The organism is Halalkalicoccus paucihalophilus, assembly GCF_001593955.1.
Lineage (GTDB): Archaea > Halobacteriota > Halobacteria > Halobacteriales > Halalkalicoccaceae > Halalkalicoccus > Halalkalicoccus paucihalophilus.
In genome coordinates this window covers 133,823-153,624 of the sequence record NZ_LTAZ01000003.1, presented here as the reverse complement: position 1 = coordinate 153,624, position 19,802 = coordinate 133,823, and the positions used below count along the sequence as shown (strand labels likewise).

General features: G+C 64.5%; 22 protein-coding genes, 1 tRNA gene and 1 pseudogene. 14 read left to right on the top strand and 10 right to left on the bottom strand.

Features of this window, described 5'->3' with window-relative positions; genetic code table 11:
• Positions 1-67 precede the first annotated feature (67 nt).
• The 3 genes and pseudogenes from HAPAU_RS04335 to HAPAU_RS04325 all read left to right on the top strand — a co-directional run bounded on the left by HAPAU_RS04335 (position 68) and on the right by HAPAU_RS04325 (position 2,490).
• Positions 68-274 carry a hypothetical protein gene (locus tag HAPAU_RS04335; protein ID WP_066380057.1) on the top strand — a complete coding sequence of 69 codons (207 nt, stop codon included), beginning with the start codon at positions 68-70 and terminating at the stop codon, positions 272-274.
• A 211-nt stretch (positions 275-485) separates the two neighbouring features.
• Positions 486-1,076: a metal-dependent hydrolase gene (locus HAPAU_RS04330; protein WP_066380055.1), complete on the top strand. Its 591-nt coding sequence runs from the start codon at positions 486-488 to the stop codon at positions 1,074-1,076.
• A gap of 93 nt (positions 1,077-1,169) precedes the next feature.
• Positions 1,170-2,490, top strand: a pseudogene (locus HAPAU_RS04325) (cytochrome P450).
• Here HAPAU_RS04325 and HAPAU_RS04320 read toward each other — a convergent pair.
• The 4 genes from HAPAU_RS04320 to HAPAU_RS04305 all read right to left on the bottom strand — a co-directional run bounded on the left by HAPAU_RS04320 (position 2,478) and on the right by HAPAU_RS04305 (position 4,490).
• Positions 2,478-3,410: an oxidoreductase gene (locus HAPAU_RS04320; RefSeq protein ID WP_066380050.1), complete on the bottom strand. Its 933-nt coding sequence runs from the start codon at positions 3,408-3,410 to the stop codon at positions 2,478-2,480. The pseudogene HAPAU_RS04325 and the gene HAPAU_RS04320 sit on opposite strands and share 13 nt — an antisense overlap.
• A gap of 225 nt (positions 3,411-3,635) precedes the next feature.
• Positions 3,636-3,830: a cold-shock protein gene (locus tag HAPAU_RS04315; protein WP_066380048.1), complete on the bottom strand. Its 195-nt coding sequence runs from the start codon at positions 3,828-3,830 to the stop codon at positions 3,636-3,638.
• A 113-nt stretch (positions 3,831-3,943) separates the two neighbouring features.
• On the bottom strand, positions 3,944-4,285 hold the full coding sequence (locus HAPAU_RS04310) for a DUF7344 domain-containing protein (protein WP_066380045.1): 342 nt from the start codon (positions 4,283-4,285) through the stop codon (positions 3,944-3,946).
• A gap of 132 nt (positions 4,286-4,417) precedes the next feature.
• Positions 4,418-4,490 (bottom strand) — tRNA-Gln (locus HAPAU_RS04305).
• A 132-nt stretch (positions 4,491-4,622) separates the two neighbouring features.
• On the opposite strand from HAPAU_RS04305, the gene HAPAU_RS04300 reads away from it, so the two are divergent.
• Together HAPAU_RS04300 and HAPAU_RS04295 are read left to right on the top strand one after the other, a co-directional pair.
• On the top strand, positions 4,623-5,201 hold the full coding sequence (locus HAPAU_RS04300) for an IMP cyclohydrolase (RefSeq protein WP_066380036.1): 579 nt from the start codon (positions 4,623-4,625) through the stop codon (positions 5,199-5,201).
• A 25-nt stretch (positions 5,202-5,226) separates the two neighbouring features.
• Positions 5,227-5,886, top strand: coding sequence for a metallophosphoesterase family protein (locus HAPAU_RS04295; RefSeq protein ID WP_066380035.1), 660 nt, complete (start codon positions 5,227-5,229; stop codon positions 5,884-5,886).
• Between the two features lies 1 nt (position 5,887).
• On the opposite strand, the gene HAPAU_RS04290 is transcribed toward HAPAU_RS04295, so the two are convergent.
• Positions 5,888-7,066, bottom strand: a complete 1,179-nt coding sequence (locus HAPAU_RS04290) for an aspartate kinase (RefSeq protein ID WP_066380033.1) — start codon at positions 7,064-7,066, stop codon at positions 5,888-5,890.
• A 123-nt stretch (positions 7,067-7,189) separates the two neighbouring features.
• A complete protein-coding gene (locus HAPAU_RS04285) occupies positions 7,190-8,770 on the bottom strand; it encodes a DNA-directed DNA polymerase II small subunit (RefSeq protein WP_066380031.1) in 1,581 nt (526 codons plus the stop codon).
• A gap of 81 nt (positions 8,771-8,851) precedes the next feature.
• Between HAPAU_RS04285 and HAPAU_RS04280 the strand changes: the two genes are divergently transcribed.
• The gene (locus HAPAU_RS04280) at positions 8,852-9,667 is read left to right on the top strand and encodes a S26 family signal peptidase (RefSeq protein ID WP_245634027.1); all 816 of its coding nucleotides are present in this window, start codon (positions 8,852-8,854) and stop codon (positions 9,665-9,667) included.
• 36 nt (positions 9,668-9,703) lie between these two features.
• Here the strand turns inward: HAPAU_RS04280 and HAPAU_RS04275 are convergent, their stop codons facing one another.
• Positions 9,704-11,206 (bottom strand): Cdc6/Cdc18 family protein, encoded by a 1,503-nt coding sequence (locus tag HAPAU_RS04275; RefSeq protein ID WP_066380029.1) that lies wholly within the window; start codon positions 11,204-11,206, stop codon positions 9,704-9,706.
• Positions 11,207-11,882: 676 nt separating this feature from the next.
• Here HAPAU_RS04275 and HAPAU_RS04270 point away from each other — a divergent pair.
• The 5 genes from HAPAU_RS04270 (at position 11,883) to HAPAU_RS04255 (ending at position 14,480) form a co-directional block, all read left to right on the top strand.
• Positions 11,883-12,524, top strand: coding sequence for an Era-like GTP-binding protein (locus HAPAU_RS04270; protein WP_066380027.1), 642 nt, complete (start codon positions 11,883-11,885; stop codon positions 12,522-12,524).
• A 4-nt stretch (positions 12,525-12,528) separates the two neighbouring features.
• Positions 12,529-12,915: a DUF2073 domain-containing protein gene (locus tag HAPAU_RS04265; protein WP_066380022.1), complete on the top strand. Its 387-nt coding sequence runs from the start codon at positions 12,529-12,531 to the stop codon at positions 12,913-12,915.
• 2 nt (positions 12,916-12,917) lie between these two features.
• Positions 12,918-13,409 carry a Zn-ribbon domain-containing protein gene (locus tag HAPAU_RS04260; protein WP_084383663.1) on the top strand — a complete coding sequence of 164 codons (492 nt, stop codon included), beginning with the start codon at positions 12,918-12,920 and terminating at the stop codon, positions 13,407-13,409.
• Between the two features lie 178 nt (positions 13,410-13,587).
• Positions 13,588-13,680 carry an adenosine deaminase gene (locus HAPAU_RS20835; RefSeq protein ID WP_157078417.1) on the top strand — a complete coding sequence of 31 codons (93 nt, stop codon included), beginning with the start codon at positions 13,588-13,590 and terminating at the stop codon, positions 13,678-13,680.
• On the top strand, positions 13,677-14,480 hold the full coding sequence (locus tag HAPAU_RS04255; RefSeq protein ID WP_066380020.1) for a DUF7089 family protein: 804 nt from the start codon (positions 13,677-13,679) through the stop codon (positions 14,478-14,480). The genes HAPAU_RS20835 and HAPAU_RS04255 overlap by 4 nt, the downstream gene beginning before the upstream one ends.
• Positions 14,481-14,535: 55 nt before the next feature.
• Here the strand turns inward: HAPAU_RS04255 and HAPAU_RS04250 are convergent, their stop codons facing one another.
• The gene (locus tag HAPAU_RS04250) at positions 14,536-15,114 is read right to left on the bottom strand and encodes a DUF7090 family protein (RefSeq protein ID WP_066380018.1); all 579 of its coding nucleotides are present in this window, start codon (positions 15,112-15,114) and stop codon (positions 14,536-14,538) included.
• Between the two features lie 128 nt (positions 15,115-15,242).
• Between HAPAU_RS04250 and HAPAU_RS04245 the strand changes: the two genes are divergently transcribed.
• The 3 genes from HAPAU_RS04245 (at position 15,243) to HAPAU_RS04235 (ending at position 17,171) form a co-directional block, all read left to right on the top strand.
• Positions 15,243-15,812 (top strand): magnesium transporter, encoded by a 570-nt coding sequence (locus tag HAPAU_RS04245; RefSeq protein WP_066380015.1) that lies wholly within the window; start codon positions 15,243-15,245, stop codon positions 15,810-15,812.
• A 116-nt stretch (positions 15,813-15,928) separates the two neighbouring features.
• Positions 15,929-16,444 (top strand): magnesium transporter, encoded by a 516-nt coding sequence (locus HAPAU_RS04240; RefSeq protein ID WP_368085874.1) that lies wholly within the window; start codon positions 15,929-15,931, stop codon positions 16,442-16,444.
• 46 nt (positions 16,445-16,490) lie between these two features.
• Entirely contained in the window at positions 16,491-17,171 is a 681-nt protein-coding gene (locus tag HAPAU_RS04235) for a class I SAM-dependent methyltransferase (protein WP_066380014.1), read from the top strand.
• 186 nt (positions 17,172-17,357) lie between these two features.
• Here HAPAU_RS04235 and HAPAU_RS04230 read toward each other — a convergent pair whose 3' ends face one another.
• Both HAPAU_RS04230 and HAPAU_RS04225 read right to left on the bottom strand, forming a co-directional pair.
• Positions 17,358-18,914: a stage II sporulation protein M gene (locus HAPAU_RS04230; RefSeq protein ID WP_066380012.1), complete on the bottom strand. Its 1,557-nt coding sequence runs from the start codon at positions 18,912-18,914 to the stop codon at positions 17,358-17,360.
• 56 nt (positions 18,915-18,970) lie between these two features.
• Positions 18,971-19,732 carry a sulfite exporter TauE/SafE family protein gene (locus HAPAU_RS04225; protein WP_066380010.1) on the bottom strand — a complete coding sequence of 254 codons (762 nt, stop codon included), beginning with the start codon at positions 19,730-19,732 and terminating at the stop codon, positions 18,971-18,973.
• Between the last annotated feature and the right edge of the window lie 70 nt (positions 19,733-19,802).

Below are 19,802 nucleotides of genomic sequence, written 5' to 3'. Positions count from 1 at the left end.
CGACTCCAGCGACAAACGGGTATCGGAATCCGTAACTATACTCCGTCTGGACGCGTAGGGCGGGTAAATGGCTTCGTTCGGCTCCCGACTCGTAGAACTACTGCCGCACTACCTGGCGATGGTCGCGGCGATGTTCGCGGTACTGTTTGCGATCCAGGAACTCTACGGCGATATCGGCTTCTGGGCCTCGTTCGCGGTAGCGATCCTGATCGCAGGGGGCTACCCATTCGCCGCCCGCCGTCTCGGAATCGCCCCCGGGGCGTGGCAGCGATAGCGACGACGAACTCCGGTACGAAGGGACGACCCCGCGGTTCGAGAACGTATCTACGGCCTTCACGGCCCGTTCGACGGCGAGGACGGCGGTAAGCAGCTCGTGAAACCGGACCAAACTGGCACAACTCGAGGCGAAATCGGTGTGTGGCGAGTTAACAACGACATGCAGAAAGGTATTAACGTCACGCGCGTAACTATCAGGCGAGTAGAACATGTGGCCCTGGGAACACGTCATCGTCGGCTACGTCGCCTACTCCCTGTTCAGCCACCTCGTCTACCGCGAGGGGCCGGACGGAGTGGCGGCTCTGGCGGTCGTCTTCGCGGCGCTGTTTCCCGATCTCCTCGATAAGACCCTGTCGTGGCAGTTCGGGATATTCCCCGGTGGGTACGCGATTGGCCACTCGGTGTTCGTCGCGGTCCCGCTGTCGGTCCTCGCCGGCGTGCTCGCCCATCGGCTGGGACGCCCACGGGCCGGACTCGCGTTCGGAGCCGGCTACCTGCTGCACCTGCCGAGCGACGTGATCCCGGATTACCCCCGCTACGGGCGATTCCCCGTCGAGCGGGTCCTCTGGCCGCTCGAACAGGCGGAGGGAGAACACGGACAGGGGCTGATCAACGGCTTCCTCGAGGCGTTCGTCCCCCTCGCCTACCAACTGATCACGCTGGATCCGTCGCCGGAGCTGACCTTCCAGCTCGGACTGATGGGCTGTGCGTTCCTGCTGTGGACCTACGACGGGATGCCCGTGCTCCGGGAACTCGTCGTCGGCACCCATCGACAGGTGACCGGGACCGAGCGGTCGTAACACGCACGGATCCGTTGGGATCGGGGTTCGGCCCGCGTTCGGCCGAAATCGTGGCGGGCAAAGAGTATTCCTGTCAGCATCCGTAGTGACGGCATGGCGACGCATCCACCGGGGCCGAAGGGGCTACCGGTCGTCGGGAACACCCATCGCTACGCGCGGGATCCGTTTCGATTCATCGAGGCCGTCCGTGACGCCTACGGCGACGCCGCCGTCTTCACGCTGGGACCCCGCGAGACGTGGCTGCTGACCGATCCGAGCGACATCGAGCGGGTGCTGGTCAGCGAGGAGGACTCGGTGAGAAAGCCCGACTTTCAGGCCGACGCCTTGGGGGGAGCTTCTCGGCGAGGGGCTGTTGTTGAGCGAGGGCTCGGTCTGGCGGCGGATGCGCGAACTCTCCCAGCCCGCCTTCGACATGCGCCGGTTAGCAGGATTAGACTCGATGATGGTCGAGCGCACACGCGATGCAATCGCAGGGTGGACCGACGGCGACGTGCGAAACGTAGAACGGGAGATGGCGCGTCTGACCGTCGGCATCATCGTCGAAGCGATGTTCGGGGCCGACCTCGGCGAGGCACGAACCCGGCGAGTCCAGGAGAACCTCGAACCCCTGGGTCGGCGCTTCGAACCCGACCCGATACGGTTCCTGTTACCCGACTGGTTGCCGACCCCCGAGACTCGCTCGTACCGGTCGTCGATCCGCGAACTGGAGGCGGTGATCGACGGGATCGTCGCCGAACGCCGCGGGGAGGAGGGCGAGGACCTCTTGGCGATCCTGCTTCGGGCCGAGCGAAGCGGTGCGATCCCCGAGGAGCGAGTGCGCGACGAACTGATGACGATGCTGCTCGCCGGTCACGACACGACCGCGTTGTCGCTGACCTATACGTGGTTCCTGCTCTCGGAACACCCCGAAGTCGAGCGACGGTTCCACGAGGAACTCGACACGGTGCTGGGCGGGGCATCCCCGACGGCGGCCGAAGCCCGGAAGCTCGACTATACGAACCGCGTCCTCACGGAGGCGATGCGACTGTACCCGCCGGTCTACACCCTGTTCCGCGAGACGGTCACGCCGATGGATCTCGCGGGCTACGACGTTCCTGCCGGCTCGCTACTCATGCTGCCCCAGTGGGGCGTCCACCGGGATCCCAGATGGTACGACGACCCCGAGGAGTTCGACCCCGACCGGTGGCTCCCCGAACGAGCCGAAAAACGCCACCGGTTCGCGTACTTCCCGTTCGGGGGCGGTTCCCGGAGCTGTATCGGCCGGCAGTTCTCACTCCTCGAAGCGACGCTGATCCTCGCGACTGTCGGCCGGGAATACAGGTTGGAGCGGGTCGGGGAGGGACCGCTCGATCTGCGGCCCTCGCTGACGATGCATCCCGCCGACGGGATGGCGATGCGGGTTCACAGGCGGTAATCGACGCCGGTGAGCTCCTCGGAGAGCTCCCAGAGCCGGGCGGCGTCCTCGCGGTCGTAGGAGCGCTCGCTCGAACGCTGGATCTCGGGCGCGCCGCGCATCCCCATGAACCCGCCGGGGCCGACGTACTCTCCGCCCTCGATTTCGGGGTGGGTCGCGGCGTAGAGGAGGGGGAGTGCACCGGTCTCGGCGTCCTGGGCGACGAGGGCGTTCATCGCGCCCATCGCCCACAACCGGAGACGCGACCCGCGCATCTCCGGGCCGCGTCGCTGGAGGTCGGTCGCGGCGTAACCGGGATGACAGGCGGCGCTTTCGATCTCGCCCTCGCTCTCGGAGAGTCGCCGGTCGAGTTCGTAGGCAAAGAGCAGGTTCGCGAGTTTCGACTGGGCGTAGGCGTTCCACGGGTCGTACTGTGTTTCGCCCTGTAGGTCCGAAAAGTCGATTCGGCCGCGCTCGTGGACCGCACTGCTCTGGGTGACGACGCGGGTCTCGCCGCCGGTTTCGCGGAGGCGGTCGAGGAGGAGGCCCGTCAGCGCGAAGTGGCCCAGGTGGTTGACGCCGAACTGCGTCTCGAAGCCCTGTTCGGTCTCGGTCCGGGGGATCGCCATTACGCCCGCGTTGTTACAGAGGACATGGAGCGAGGGGTAGGTCGCCTCGAACTCCCGGGCGAACGCCCGAACGGAATCCAGATCCGCGAGATCGCACTCGTGGACCGACAGCGAGGCGCTCGGGAGGTCCTCGCGGATCGATTCGGCCGCGGTCCGGCCCCGTTTCTCGCTCCGACAGGCCATGATCACGTGCCCGCCCTCGCGGGCGAACGCTTTCGTGGCCTCGTAGCCGAGACCACTGTTCGCACCGGTGACGACGATCGTTGCCCCTGAAAGGTCCTGTATCGACTCGGCGCTCCAGTTGGCTGCCATCGACACCGAATACGGATCACAGGCGGTAAACGGTTGGTGAGGCGGCGATCGCGGGCGTTCCGTCTTCGGAGTGGCTCACCGGTACCCGCCGGCAGTTCGACGGTTCGTGGCCGTCCTTGAAGCGACTCGCTTGGCGCCGGGGTATGTCGGAAGCGACGCCACTATGGGATGAGTGTCCGAAAAATGTTGGAATGTGTTGAAACCGCTGAGACGTCGTGGTCCGCCTTACAGGCGGGTGACGTTGGTCGCTCGGGGGCCCTTGGGGGCCTGTTCGATGTCGAACTCGATCTCGGTGCCTTCTTCGAGGTCCGGGCCGCCAACGTCTTCCATGTGGAAGAACACGTCGTCGTCCGCGTCGTCCGTCGAGATGAAACCGTAGCCGCCAGTGTCGTTGAAGAAATCAACTTCGCCTTTCGCCATTACGAATAGAACCATGCCCCCTCGACGGATAAGGCTTCCGTGATCCGATTCGACGTGCCTGATATTCACACGACTGGAGAGGGATGGGAGGGGAAAACGGTCGAGTGTCGGCGTCACGAGTCGGTCGTTTCGTCCTTGTCATCGAACACTTCCGCAACCGTCAGGACGGCGTCGAACTCCGTCGGCGTCCCATGAACGGTTATCACGCCTTCCTCGGCGTCGTACTCGATGAAATCCGCACTCGCCGTCTTCGGGAGATGGGTGTGATACAACGACAACGCGACCCGATCGTACTCCTCGGGTGTCGGGTCGCCGGCGGAATCGTCCTCCCACTGTGCGACCTGCTCGGCGACCTCCTCGATCGATACCCTCCCCTCCTGCTGTTCGAGATAGTACAGCGCGTATCGACGGCGTTCCTTGCGAAGGAGATCGAAGACCGTGTCTAAAGTTACCATAGAGCTAGTGACGAGTTGAGACACAGATGAATCTGTAATAAAATTACGGACTGGACATCGAATCGATTCCGATCACGGATTGGAATCGGAATCGGGGGTCTAGCGCGGTTCCAAAGGCCAGAAAGGAAGGTATAGTCCCACCAGGATTCGAACCTGGGTCGAAGCCCCCAGAAGGCTTCAGGATTGGCCACTACCCCATGGGACTACGCTTGCACCCGTCCGTATCCGTCGCTACAATGTAAGCGTTGCGCGTTTCGACCATCAATGTGACTAGCACACATACCCTGTCTATGCATACATCGACATCTATTTGTCCACGAAGTAGTCACGGACGTGTATGTACGTCGGCCGCTTCCTAATCGTCGGCCCCGACTGTGGGGCCTACCGTGTCTCCTCACGCTCGTTCCCGAACCGCCGGATCACGGAGCGCGAAGACCGTCTCACCGTCGGCCCGACCAAAGAGGCCGAGGAGACCGAGAACCCCTACATCTCGTACAACTGCGTGCGTTCGACCGGAAACGGTGCGGTACTGGGCAACGGCTCGCACGTCGACCCGATCGCCGAGAAGATCGACCTGGGCTACCCCGCCCGCGACGCGCTCGCTTCGAGCCTGCTCGCGCTGGATTACGAGAAGGACGACTACGACACCCCCCGGATCGCGGGCGTGCTCGACGGGGAGGGCGCCGTCATAGGCATCGTCCGGAAGGACGCCCTGCTGGTTGAGCGCGTCGAGGAGCCGAGGCTGGTCGCGACTTACGAGAAGGACAGTCCCGAGGAAATCGACTTTTCGCCCGAAACTGCGGAGGAGGCCGCTCGAACGGTATACGACCACGAGTTCGAACACGCGGTCTGTGCTGCGGGCGTCGTTCGGAAAGACGACGGGTTCGAGTGGGCGATCGAGAACGGGCAGGACTGAAGGCCTCCACTCCCATACAGGGGGTATGCGCGTCGGCCTCCTCTCCGACATCCACGCGAATCGAGTCGCACTCGAAGCAGTGCTCTCGGACATGCCCGCGGTCGATCACCTGCTGTGTGCGGGCGACGTCGTCGGCTACAACCCGTGGCCCGCCGAGTGTCTCGAAACGGTCCGCGAACGGGGAATTCCGACGGTGATGGGGAATCACGACCGGGCGGTCGCCAGCGACACCGCCTTTCGGTTCAACGCGATGGCGAGAGCCGGGGTCGAGCACGCCCGCCGGGAGCTCTCGGACGAGCAGTTGGAGTGGCTCGCGGCGCTTCCGGAGGAGCGCACGGAGCTGGATGGGAACGTGAAACTCGTCCACGGCCACCCCGAGAACCCGGATCACTACACCTATCCCGCGGAGTTCGGGGCCGATCTCCTGGGAGACGAGGAACTCCTCGTGATGGGTCACACTCACATCCAGGCCCACGAGATCTACGACGGGGGGATCGTCTGCAACCCCGGAAGCGTCGGCCAGCCCCGTGACAGCGATCCACGCGCCGCGTACGCGGTCGTGGATCTCGACGAGCGGGAGGTCGAGGAGCGTCGCGTGGAGTACGACATCGACTCGGTGATCGGGGCGGTCGAGGCGGCCGATCTCCCGGCGGAGATCGGGAATCGGCTCCGCGAGGGCCGTTGAGTTAGAACGCCTTCTGGAGCACTTCGAGGGTCCGCTCGCGGTCGGCCCACGGGACGAAGACGGCGACGCTCGTCGCGCTGGTGATCACGTCGTGGACCGTGATATTCTGCTCTGCGACCGGCGTGATCACCTCCTGGATGATCCCCGACTGGTTGGGTAGTTCCCCGCCCGTCACACGAATGACCGCGAAGTCGCCCTCGAGAGTCACACTCGAAAGGGAGTCGTCCTCGATGACGGCCTCGTGGAGGATCGCCTCGGTCTCCTCTGCGGCGGCGGTGTCGACGTAGAAGGTGACCGAATCCATCCCGCTTGCGACCGCGTCGAGGTTGATCCCCTGTTCGGCGAGTGGGGTCGAGAGGTCCGAAAGGATCCCCGGACGGTTCCTGATCGCCCGTCCCGCGATGGTCACACAGGCGAGCGGTTCTTCTCGCATGTCCACGAGGTTCTCGAACTCGCCCTCGATGCTCGTTCCCCCCGTGAGGAGGTCGCCGTGCTGGTAGTGGACGACCCGGACGCCCATCCGGCCGTCCTTATACGAGAGCGCCGAGGGCGCGACGACCTCCGCACCACGAAACGAGAGGTTGCGGAGTTCGTCGACGCTTATTTCGCCGACGTTTCGCGCGCCCTCGACCACGGAGGGGTCGCCCGTCATGACGCCCTCGACGTCGGTGACGATCACGACCTCGTCGGCGTCCATGTACTTGCCCAGCATGACGGCGGTGGTGTCGCTCCCGCCGCGTCCGAGGGTGGTGACGCTCCCCTCACGAGTTTCGGCGAGGAAACCGGTGATGACGGGGACGACCCCATCGAGGTCGGCGGCGAGCTCTCTGGCACGCCGGCGGGTCTCCTCGACATCGACCTCGCCGTACTCGTCGGTGACGATCGGCCACTCCTCTTTGCCGGGTTCGACGAAGACCGCGTTCACGCCCCGGGAGGCCAGCGCGGCCTTCAACATCCGGACGGAGGTGCGCTCGCCCATGCTGACGATCTCGGCCCTGTCGGCCTCGTCGGTCTCGAAGGTGATGTCGTCGAGGAGGTCGTCGGTGGTCGAGCCCATCGCGCTTGCGACGACCGCGATCTCGTGGCCGCCCTCGACCGCACTCGCGATCGAGTCCGCGGCGCGGTTGATCCGGTCACCGCTTCCCAGACTCGTCCCGCCGAACTTCGCTACGACGCGCATTCGCCCTCACCCGCGTGTGTCGCGATCATGCCGGAGAATAACAAAAGCGGACAGATAACCCTACTCATCCGGGGCAGAATTGCCCGACCCGGCACCGGCGGTTCGCCCACTGCGGTCCCGTTCTCAGGTGAACTTCCGGGCGGTGACGTCGAGCGTATCGAGGTCCACGATCGGCGCGTAGCCCACGTCGGGGTCGATGTTGACGCTCTTCTGGAACTCGGTCTGTTCCTGCCAACAGCCGCTGTTGATCGCGGTCACGTTGTGATACGTGCCGAACCCGAGCTTGTGGACGTGACCCGTATGGAAGACGTCGGGTACGTCGTCGATCACCAAGTAGTCGTGTTCCTCGGGCGCGATCCGCATCTTCCCGCCGTATTTGGGCGCGACGTGGCGCTTCTTCAGCAGGTGGTACATCGCTTTTTCGGGGTTATCGTAGCTCGCCTTTTCCTCGGGGAGGTCCGCGATGATCTCGTCCAGACTCATCCCGTGGTACATCAACACGGACACGCCCTCGATCGTGACAGTCGAGGGGTTGCCCGTGATGCGGGCGTCGTGTGCGCTCATGATCTCCCGAAGCTCCTCGTCGAAGGCGGGCTGGGGTTCGGCCAGCCGTACCGCGTCGTGGTTCCCGGGGATCATGACGATCTCCAGATCGCCGGGGACCTCCTTTAGGTATTCCGCGAACGCCTCGTACTGCTCGTAGATGTCGACGATCGAGAGCTCCTCGTCCTGGTTCGGATAGACGCCGACGCCCTCGACCATGTCGCCCGCGAGCAGCAGGTACTCGACGTGTTGGGCCTCGGCGGTGTGAAGCCAGTCGGCGAAGCGGCTCCAGGCCTCTTCGGCGAACTCCTGACTGCCCACGTGGACGTCCGAGATGAGCGCGGCCTGGACATGTCTGTCGGCGGTGGTCGGCTGATGGGTATGGGGGACGTCGGGGAAGAAGATCTCGTCGGTGAAGAGGATGCCCGCGTCGTCGGCGAGCGTTCCCCGAACCGCGATCACCTCGTCGTAGACGATCTCGCCGACCAGCTCCGCGATCTCGCGGTCCTTCATCACGAGACAGGGGAACACGCCGGTGGTGTCCTCGAGTTCGATCAGCCAGTGGCCGCCCGCCGTCGAGCGGATGTCGTTTACCATCCCGATCATCTCGGCGTCGCCCCCGCCGGGCATCGTCTGGATCGCGTCGGCGGGCCGGTGATTGATCCGTCCGCGGAGTTTGCCGGCGAGGCGCTCGTAGCGATCGCGAAAGACCGTCACGAAGTCCGAGTATTCGCCGGTGCCCGTGCTCTGTCCGGTGATGTCGCCGACGATCTCGACGAACCGGTGTTCGGGATCGGTCGGGACCCGTTCGTCCGTGGTACGGGTCGGATCGTCACCCACCGTTTCGGATGGAGAAGTATCAGCGCTATCCGTCGTTCGGTCTTCGAGTTCTGCAGGAGAAATCGAGGGGTCGGTGTTCGAGGTCGAATCGGGAGTCTCGGCGGTCGGGTCCCGCGGTGAGTCCCGGGCGTCAGCCTCGAAGACTTCTCGGAGGTGTTCGCCGGTGATCTTGAATGCATCGGGGGGTGCGGCCTCGACGGCGCGCTCGAGTGCATCGTCGGGGTCCGCTTCGCTCGCGAGCAGGGTCACGGCCTCGCGGTCGGCGTTGTAGCCGCGGGCGGCGAGTTCGGTGATGATCCGTCTGTCCGTCTCTCCCGGCACACCCCTCCGATAGTCGGAGCGCCGTCAAAAGCGTGCCGAAAACCCAGAAGGTTGAAACCCGAACCCGGAGTAACAAGGACAATGAGTTCCCCCGGCGACGGTCGCTCGCCCTCCGAGGAGTCGGCACGGACGGGACGGGCCGAGGACCGTCCCCAGACGGTTCGTGGCTGGCTTCACTGGTTCTGGACGGTCGATCGCGGCAGCGCGATGGTCGTCCGCGAGTTCCTCGTCAGCGTCGGTGCGGTCCTCCTGGTCGGTCTGCTGTTGTTTTCGCTTTCGGGCGTCTGGCCGCCGATGGTCGCCATCGAGAGCGGCAGCATGGAGCCACACATGCAGACGAACGATCTGGTCTTCATCACCGACAACGACCGGTTCATCGAGGACGCCGCCCACGGCGATACCGGCGTCGTGACCCACGAGACGGGCCGAGAAGTGGGGTACACGATGTTCGGCGATTACGGCGACGTGATAGTCTACGAGCCCAACGGCAACGACAGGCAGGTACCGATCATCCACCGAGCGCACTTCTGGGTCGAGGACGGCGAGAACTGGTACGACCGGGCGAACCCCGACTACGTGGGCGATGCCGAGAACTGTGAGGAACTCAGGAACTGCCCGGCCCCCAACGCCGGGTTCATCACCAAGGGCGACAACGAGGTGACGAACCAGCGCTACGACCAGGCCCGCGGACTGAGTGGACCCGTCCAGGAGGAGTGGGTGATCGGCACCGCCGAGATCCGGATCCCGTGGCTGGGCTGGGTCCGACTGCAACTCGCGGAACTCGCCGCCGGCGGGGCTCCACAGGTAATGCTCGAGACGACGCCGGTTCCAGTGGAATCGCCGACCCCGGGCGGATCGACCGAGCCCGTAGAGTGGGTCGATCCCGTAGTCGCATAGCCCGCCGGGAGGACGACGCGACACGGGTCGAGGGCGTCAATTGTCGAACCGGGCCTGCACGAACGGCTGGATCTCCTCGATCTCCGAGAGCCGTGAGTCCGCGAGCAGGACCGCTTCGGTCTCCTCGATCGGAACCGAGAGGCTGATCTCCTTCGTCCTGCCGTATCGCCCCTTCGAGACGACGATGGCGTTGACGATCCCGAGCATGTCGAGTTCGCTGATCAGGTCGGTGACCCGCCGTTGGGTCAGCACGTCTGCGTCGACCTCCTCACAGAGGCGTTTGTAGATGTTGAACACCTCGCCGGTGTTGACGTTGTGAACGCCATTCTTCTCGAGGAGGATGATCGAAAAGAGGACGAGTTTCGACTGGGTCGGAAGCGTCCGTACCACTTCGACGACCCTGTCGAGTTCGATCTTGTCCTGGGCCTTGCGGACGTGGCTCTCGTCGACGTGCTCGGACTGGCTGCGCTCTGCGAGCTCGCCCGCGGTTCGAAGCAGGTCGAGCGCCCGGCGGGCGTCGCCGTGTTCCTGGGCGGCGAACGCAGCACAGAGGGGGATCACGTCGTCGGTCAGCGCGGCGTCCTCGAAGGCGATATCCGCGCGGTGCTGTAGGATGTCCCTGAGCTGGTTCGCGTCGTAGGGCGGGAAGACGATTTCCTCCTCGCCCAGCGAAGATTTCACGCGAGGATCGAGGAAGTCCGTGAATTTGAGGTCGTTCGAGATGCCCATGATCGACACTCTTGAATTATCGAGTTCGGAGTTCATCCGCGAGAGGTTATAGAGGGTGTCGTCGCCCGATTTCTCGACGAGCTTATCGATCTCGTCGAGCATGATGACCACTACGCGCTCGCGGTAGTCGACGGCCTCGAAGAACTCTTTGTACACCCGGTCAGTGGGCCAGCCGGTCATCGGCACCGGCTCCATGTCCTCGAGTTCGCCTTCGAGTTCGTCGACCCGCGAGTCGATCCCCCCGATATCCTCGAAGGGGGTCGCTTCGGCTGCAGTCACACCCTCCTCGACGGCCTCGCGGAGGTCGGCGAGATCCGAGAGACGGCGTTCGACGTGGGCCTCGTTCTGCTCGATGAACTTGTTCGCGAGCTGGGCGAGCACGCGGTACTGGGTGTCGGTCACCTCGCAGTTGATGTACTCGACCTCACAGGGGACGTCGTACTTCTTGGAGGTCTGTTCTAGCTCCTGGCTGACGAACTTCGCGCTCGCGGTCTTTCCCGTCCCCGTCTTCCCGTAGATGAGGATGTTCGAAGGGGTTTCACCCCTGAGCGCGGCGACGAGGATCGTCGCCATCTTGTTGATCTGATCCGAGCGATGCGGGAGTTCGTGTGGGGTATAGGAGGGGCGAAGCACCTCCTTGTTCTCGAAGATCGGTTCGCCCGAAAGGAGGTCGTCGAACAGCCCCTGCGAGCCCGAATCCGTCTCATCGAGCATTCCGTCCTCGAGGACGTCCTCGACGTCGACGGCGAACGACTGGTCTCGCTCCTCGTTGGGTGTTCCGTCCTCGCTTGGTGAGTCATTCGCTGTCATGGGTCGTGCGCGCCTCGTCCGCGAACCCCCTTGTTTCAAGTGGAGTTACCGCTCGAACGCCCGATTTGACGCCAAAACCGCCCGAAACAACCGATTCGAGGGGTTTCAAACGACCAACGGGCGAGAGGTAGTGCAGACGAACCCAAGGTTACAGTGGGCCTTAAAACTGTCTTTCCGTTCGTGAACCAATCGGGAAACGAAGAAAGGTTGATTCTTCGATATTTCTCACCAATCCCCCCCACCCCTTCGTTTCAGGTGGAACCGGTAAGAGAAGGGTCCCCCTCGGAAAGGGCTCTAGTAAAGGGGAATCACTAAGAGGTAGCAAAAACAACCAAACCCGTACTGCAGTAGCAGCAATTATTAAGGGAGAGTATATTCTTGTCTAGAGACTTGTTACTAGTGGAATCTAACTCGCTCTCGAATTGGGTCCCGGTCGTTCGACGCTCTCCAGTCGAAACGAAGGGGTGGGGGTGTTCCGACTCGGCGACTTTACTCTTCCCGAGCCGGACGGTAATCAGGCTGTACTCGTTCATCCGTCTTGATACGACACGCTCGCCGTCCGCTACCGGCGTTTCCCCGTTCGTATAATCTATCGTATGGATGTCTGACGCAGGCTTAAGTAGCCCTGACTACTCGTCTACGCGCATGGACGCGCCGTCTGGCGCGGGAGGACAGGATGGGACTGTTCACAGATATCAAAGATAGTATCTCACGCGCGGCAGACCGGCTCTTCGCTACCGATACCCAGAAGCGGATCGGTATCTACGGCCCGCCGAACGCGGGTAAGACGACACTCGCGAACAGAATCGCCCGTGACTGGACCGGCGACGCCATCGGCCCGGAGAGTCACGTACCACACGAGACCCGACGCGCCCGCCGGAAGGAAAACGTCGAGATCAAGCGCAACGGCCAGTCGGTCTCGATCGACATCGTCGACACCCCCGGGGTGACGACGAAGGTCGACTACAACGAGTTCCTCGAGTACGACATGGAAGAAGAAGACGCCGTTCGTCGCTCCCGGGAGGCGACCGAGGGTGTCGCCGAGGCGATGCACTGGCTGCGTGAGGACGTCGACGGCGTTATCTACGTGCTCGATTCGACGGACGACCCCTTCACCCAAGTGAATACCATGCTGGTCGGGATCATCGAGAGCCAGAACCTTCCCGTCCTCATTTTCGCGAACAAGATCGATCTGGAGGAGTCGAACGTCACACGCATCGAGAATGCCTTCCCACAGCACGAGACCGTCGAGCTGTCGGCGCTCGAAGGGCAGAACATGGACGAAGTCTACGACAAGATCGCGGAGTACTTCGGGTGATCGAATGGCAGAGATAACCGGCTCGGACGGAAACGGGGTGCAGATCGACCTCATCAGCGGCGAGCGCATGGACTCGCTCGCGAGCATGGAGAAGATACGGATGATCCTCGACGGGGTTCACGAGGGCAACATCGTCATCCTAGAGGAGGGCCTGACCCCCGAGGAGGAGTCGAGACTGATCGAGGTGACGATGAGCGAGATCAATCCCGATGGTTTCAACGGCATCGAGATCGAGACCTACCCCAAGTCCGGGACCAAGGACGCCGGCTTTCTGGGGCGGTTGATAGGGAAAGGGGAGACGAAGAAGCTGACCGTGATCGGGCCGGCCAACCAGATCGAAACCCTTCACAAGGACGAGACGCTCATCAGCGCGCTCGTCTCACGAGAGTAACCGTGCCCCACCAGTGTACGGAATGTGGCCACTCCTTCGAGGACGGCTCGAAGGAGATGCTTTCGGGCTGTCCGGAGTGTGGCGGCAACAAGTTCCAGTTCCTCCCCGAGGGGGCGAGACGGCCCGACGAACCGGAGTCGGAGCCCGATCCGACCCCCGAACCGTCGGATGAACGACCGGCGTCGAGCGGCACACCCGACCGCGAGGACCGCGCGCAGGCGGACGCCCGCTCGTCGGTCGTCGACGCCGACGAACTGTCGGAGGCCGCAAGCGAACCCGCATCCGAACCCGACGCCGACGACAGACCGGACCTCTCACAGCTTCGAGAGGAACTGAACGACCAGTTCGAGAGTATCCGGATCGTCGATCACGGTCAGTACGAACTCAACCTGATGGAACTCTACAAGCGCGAGGAGTTCATCATCGCGCTCCAGGAGAACGGCCGGTACGTCATTGAAGTACCCGAATCGTTCCGGCGCGGCCCCGAGAACTGACAGCACCGATACCTTCAACTGAGTGATAACCCCTTCGTTTCGCCTGCAACACGTCTAGAATCACTGACGAACCGCCGATATCGGCGGTTCGTTCCACCCGAAGACGGGGTGTGGTCGTCACGGAGTCCCGGAGGTTCGGATGTTCACCTTTATACGCCGGGACGGCGATTCGATCGGTATGAGCCAAGCTACGAAGGTCGTGGTCGGAACGATCGCGATTTCGGTGGTCCTGTCGTTCGCGTTGATCGCGTACTACGCGTTCCTCGTATGAGGTTCGAGGAGCGGCCGCTCTCGCCCGCCCTCTCGCGCGTGCGTGAGAAACACGCTCCGGACGCGCTGGTGCTCGACTGCGACGGGGATTTCGAGACTCTCCCTCGGGAGGCCCTCGACGATCTCGCCCTCATCGTCGAGGACGTTTCGCCGACGAGCCACCCCGACGAGTGGCTCCCTGAAGACGCCCCCGCGATCCTCCGGCGGTACGCCGGTTCGGACCTCGTCGTCGGCACTCCCGGAGCCGGAAGCATCGCGTGGACCACGCAGACGGCGCCGCCGCTCTGTTTCGTCAAGGCACGGATCGAAGGAGTCCCCGAGGGGTTCGTCGACTTCCTGATCGCCGAGGCGCTCGTCGAGGTCGGGCTCGACGTCCCCGAACAGTTTCTTGGATTCTTCGAGGAGGCATATCCCGCCCTCGCCAGAGCGACGGGACTCGGTCCCAACGCCACCTATCAGGTCGCCACGGCCCTCTTTGCGGGGTGGCGCGGGCTTTCCACCCGCGAGGTCTTCGCGGGCTGGGACGGCGAGGAACCCACCCTGTACGACGCGTGGGTCGACGCCGGCGAGCGCCTCGAAGGCCGGATCGGGGAGCTCCCCTCGCTGATCGCTACGAACGAACTCGATTTCGCGGAGGCGACCGAACTCGCCTGCAGCGCGATCAAACACGGCCTCGACCTTCCCGCGCCCTTCGGCGCGCTCGATACGAAGGCGTATCGCGACCACGGCGCACCCTTCGCGGTACGGTGGGTCGAAAAGACGTTCGATGCGGTCGAAGGGGACGACGATAGCAGTCGTTGAAACGGTTCACACACCGTTCGCCCTCGACGACCACTATAGCTCGACGCGGTCCGGTTCAGAACTCGCAGTTGACGCTGCCGTCGACCTTGAGGTCGATGGTGCCGTCGAACAACTCGATGTACTTCTGCGTGGTCTCCTCGTCGTGGACCTCCTGTGAGAGGTGAAAGAGGCCGATGGCGTCGTACTCTTCGAGGAGCGAGAGCAGTTCGCCCATCGCGTCGTAGACCGCGTCCTCGTCGGCGTAGTAGGCGAGTTCCGTGACCGAATCGACCGTGATCCGGAGCTTTCCGTCGTGGGATTCGAGGAAGTTCCGGGCCTGTGCGAGGATCCCCTTCAGGTCGTGGGGGGCCGAGACGTAGTGGACCTTCTCGCCGCTTCGCCGCGAGTAGCCCCGTTCGACCGAGAGGGTGTCGAGGATCACCGCGCGCGACTCGTCGACGTCGTAGTAGTCGAGTTTCTGCTCGACCTCGCGGGCGGTCGTTCGGGTCGAGATGACGAGGAAGTGGTCGGTGTCGGTCGCGAGGAAGTCGGTGTCGATCCGGTCGGTCTCGCCGGTGCTCGGATGCAGGAGGAGGACGCCGGTTCCGCCCGGAACCGTCTCGGGTGCCCCTTCGATCGCCAGCCTGTAGTCCATACTGGGGCCACCCGACGGATCGACTTAAGCGTAGGTGGATCTCGGGGGATCCGTCCCGCATCGCGCTCTTCCCGTCCGGTTCTGCCGGGTTCTTTTTCTACCAGTGACGACACCTACCGAACGGAACGATGCCCCACGACACGGCACTTGAGGTCTACCGGAGCGCGCTGCCGGTCATTCTGGTCAGCCTCGTGGCCGGACTGTTCGCCGGGACGATCCTCGGTAGCGAGACGATGCGTGCGGGTATCGAGAGCGTCCCCGGGCTCTTGCTCCTGCTCCCGGCGTTTCTCGCGACCCGCGGCAGCGTCTACGGCTCGCTGGGTGCGCGCCTCTCGAGCGGGCTCCACCAGGGCGTGATCGAACCCCGGTTCGAGGCCGACGAGCGCCTCGTCAACGCGGTCGTCGCCTCCTTCATCAACGGCATGGCCGTCTCCGTGTTCATCGCGTGTGTGGCGTTTCTCGTGCTCGTGGTCTCGGGCCGAGAGGGGAGCCTGCTCCAGCTCGTCGGTATCATGCTGATCGCCGGCTTTCTGAGCGCGCTGCTTATGCTCTCGGTGCTCGTGAGCGTCGTCTTCGTCGGCTACCGCCGCGGGTTCGACCCGGACAACCTGATCGGCCCGCTCGTGACGACGCTGGGAGACGTCTTCGGCGTGTTCTTCTTGCTCGTGGGGGTCCTGATCGTCGGGTGGTTCCTGTGACGTTCGGCGACGACCTCTCGGCGATGAGTGACCGACTCGACGAGCTCTACGAGGGGCTGTTCGGCGAGGATGACGACCCGCTCGATCAGTGGGCGACCCGGACGATCGTCACGACGATGCTCCCCCTACTCGCGGTGCTGTCGGTGCTCCAGATGGTCTCAGGGTCGGTCCTCCAGGCCTTCGAGGAGACCCTGCTCGCCTATCCCGCGCTCCTCGTGCTCGTCCCCGTCCAGATCGGCACCGCTGGCAACCTCGCCTCGATCATGTGCGCGCGCCTGTCGACCCAGCTCCACCTCGGAACGTTCGAGCTCGACCCCTCGAACCCTGACGTCCGTGCGAACACGCTCGCGATCCTCGGGCTCGCGGCGACGGTGTTTCTCGTGGTCGGGATCGCGGCGTGGGCGATCGGGCGGGTGCTGGGCGGGGATCTGGCGCTCCTCGCGGTGCTCACGATCTCGATGGTCAGTGGGATGGCGCTCGCGGTCCTCGTGGTCGTCCTCAGTCTGCTCTCGGTGTGGGGATCGTTCCGGCTGGGGTATGACCCCGACGACACCACCATTCCGCTGGTCACGAACGTCTGTGACATCGTCGGGGTGTTGCTCCTCTTCGGGGTCGCGTCGGTCGTGATCTAGCCGTCCGTTTCGAACCGGTTTTGTCGTCGCCACCCGATCACCCCGTATGAGCGTTCGCGAGGAGTTCGACGAGTGGGCCGCCGAGGGCCGGGACAGGGGGATGGAGGAGCGCCACTGGCACACCGCGAAACACGCGCTGGCCCGCATGCCCGTCGAGGAGGGCGATACCGTCTTCGACCTCGGGACCGGCTCGGGGTATGCGCTCCGTGCGCTCCGTGACACCAAGGGCGCGGGCCGGGGCTACGGGTTGGACGGCTCGCCCGAGATGGCGCGAAACGCCCGCTCGTACACCGACGATTCCTCGATTTCGTTCCTGATCGGCGACTTCGACTCGCTCCCGCTCGCTTCCGACAGCGTCGACCACGTCTTCTCGATGGAGGCCTTTTACTACGCGAGCGACCCCCACCACACGCTCCCAGAGCTCGCCCGGATCCTCCGGCCGGGCGGCACGTTCTTCTGTGCGGTCAACTACTACGAGGAGAACGTCCATTCCCACGGGTGGCAGGAGGACATCGCCGTCGAGATGACCCGCTGGTCGCGTGCCCAGTACCGCGAGGCCTTTCGAGAGGCGGGCTTTCACGTCGCCGAACAGGACGCCATCCCCGACCGCGAGATCGAGATCCCCGATGAGAGCGCGTTTCCGACCGACGACTGGGAGGACAGGGAAGAAATGGTCGAGCGCTATCGAACCTACGGCACGCTTCTCACCGTGGGTGTCGTCCCGTAGCTCCACCCGAAACGTACCTCTATCATCCGAGTCGTTCGAGGGCGGGCGAGCCATCGAACGGGATCTCGGCGGCCAACGCCATCCTCCCCGCTGGAAAGACCGATCCGTACACCGATTTTACTCGATAGTTATTATCCATGATAAAACTAGTGTGTGAGGTTCACAACCCCTTCGCTTCGGCTGGAGTCACAGCAGCCAGCCCGCGATCCGTGGGGTGAGAAACGCCTCGACGAACGAGGCGACCACGAATACGAGCGCGAGTCCGACCATCACCCAGAAAGCCGTGCGGATCTCCGCCGCGAGCGCCGCGTCGTCGATCGTGCCTCGAAAGCGCCGCCAGCCGACGTGCCCGAGGTGAAGGCCGATCGCGCCCGAGACCGCCAGTGCGGGGATTTCGACGATCCCGTGGGGGACGACCAGTGCGGCCACCACGAGTAGATCGCTACTGATCCCGGCGACGATCCCGACGACCGCGCCGTTAAAGAGCAGGTTGACCGCGGTCGGGATCCCGAGCGCGAGCCCCGCGAACGTCTGGCCGAGCGCGACCAGCCAGTTGTTCACCGCGATCATGACGAAGATATCGAGCGGGACCGCTCCGAACACGGCGGCGGGATCCGCGATCTCGCCCGTCCCGATCGCGAACCCGCCGACCGCGAGATAGCCCCCGAGGGTGCCGAGACCGAACAGCGCGAGGCTCGCCGCCGTCAGCGCGAGTCCCGTCGTCGAGACGGCAAACGACCACAGCGACCCCGTGCTTTTCTCCCAGCCGTCCCGGAGTCGCGCCCGGACCCCGCGACCCTTGTCCGAGAGCAGCGGGCGGGTGTCGATCCGCTCGCCCTCGGCGTAGATGGCCGTCTTCAGGAGGTGGAGAAAGGGTGTGACGAACAGCAACGAGAGCACCGAGACGACGTTCGAGACGCCGAGAACCGAGAGGAGGGCGGTCGCGCCGCCGATCGCGGCCGAGATCCCGATCGCGATCACCACGTAGACGGCGAACGCGCCCGGTCGTCGCCGGAGGAACCCCACGCTCCGTTTGAGCCCCTCGATGGCCCCTCCACGGTCGACGACCACCGCCTGCGGCGCGAAGACGAAGGCGGCGGCGATCACGAGAAGCGAGAGCAGCCACACCGGGGCCAGCAGTGCGGCCCCGACCGCGACGAACAGCCCGATCCCCTGATCGGCCGCGTAGACCGCACTCGCGACGAAGACGACGAGCCCGTAGACGAGGCTCGCGACGAAAAGGAGGCCGTACTCGAGTACTCGAAGTCCGACGAACGACTTCGTGTCCCGAATCGCGCCCGTCACCCCCGACTCGACGGGCGTTCTACCTTCGAGGGCGGCGTACACCGTATGGATCTGTCCGGCGTGGAAGGCGGCACCGACGAGGATCCAGACGGCGAGTCCCAGCAGGATCGAGAGGCCGAGGACCGCCACGACGCCCGGCGTAACGAGGCCCGCGAGCGCCTCGTCCAACTGTTCGGTCGGGAGGGCGGCGGGATCGGCGGTCGCCGGGTCGTCCGTCGCCTCCGCGAGCGCGTCGAAGTCGGTCGCCGCGAGCGCCTCCTCGACCGGGGCGAGACGGCCCTGGACGAGCAGGAGGAGGTACGCGAGAACGAGCCCGACGAGGGGGATCGTCCGCGCAGCCGTACCGGCGCCGTAGCCGACGAAGTACGCCGGCAGGACCGCCGCGGGCTTTTCGACCAGCGTCGAGAGGGCGCCGTCGAGCGCGTCGGTGACCTTCATCTATCAGCTCTCCGGCTGTTAGTCGCATAATCATTACGACCGTTCGACGGTGGCCGTCAGATCACGAGCGACGCGGCCAGCCCCAGCAGGACGACCCCGAGCGCGAGCTTCAGCCGGTCGGCGACGATGCGGTGAGCGAGCCACCAGCCCAGCGTGACGCCCCCGAGGTAGGCGGCCGTAATCAGGAACACCAGCGGGGTGACGACCGTGTCGAGCAGCAGGTAGTTCGCGGTCGTGAACAGCGCGGTAACGAGGACGACGACCTGCGTGACGGCGATGGTCACGAGCATCGGGACGCCCACGAGGACGAGCGCCGGCGCGGACAGCGCCGCCCCGCCGATCCCCAACAGCCCGCCGAAGACGCCGATCACGAGGCCGATGACGACGAATGCGAGGAGATCCCGACCCTCGCGCCCGAGCTCGACACGGGGTTCGAGGTCGCGGTACTCCCGATAGAGGACGTTGAGTCCGACCGCCGCGAGCATCGCGGCCAGAATCAGTCCATAGAGCCCACGCGAGAGGTAAGCGTTGGCCTGCACGCCGACCCAGGTGCCGACGGCGGCCGCGGCGCCCACGACGCCCGCGACCCGCCAGTCGATCTCGCCCGAGCGCGCGTAGACGGCGCTACCGAGCATCGCGCCGACGACGAACGTCGCACTGGAGGTGCCCGCGACCTCGGCGCTCGAAAGCGGCGTCAGGAGGTACAGGCCGGTGACGATGAGGATCCCGCCGGGACCAATCGTCGAGACGATGATCCCGCCGAGAAACGAGAGGACGGCGAGGGCGAGGAGGACTCCGGTACCGAGCGCGAATGCCATTCAGGGCCACGCCTATTCGCGTGGCCCCGTTGAGGATTCGGCTTGCAGATGAATCCGGAAATCGATCCAC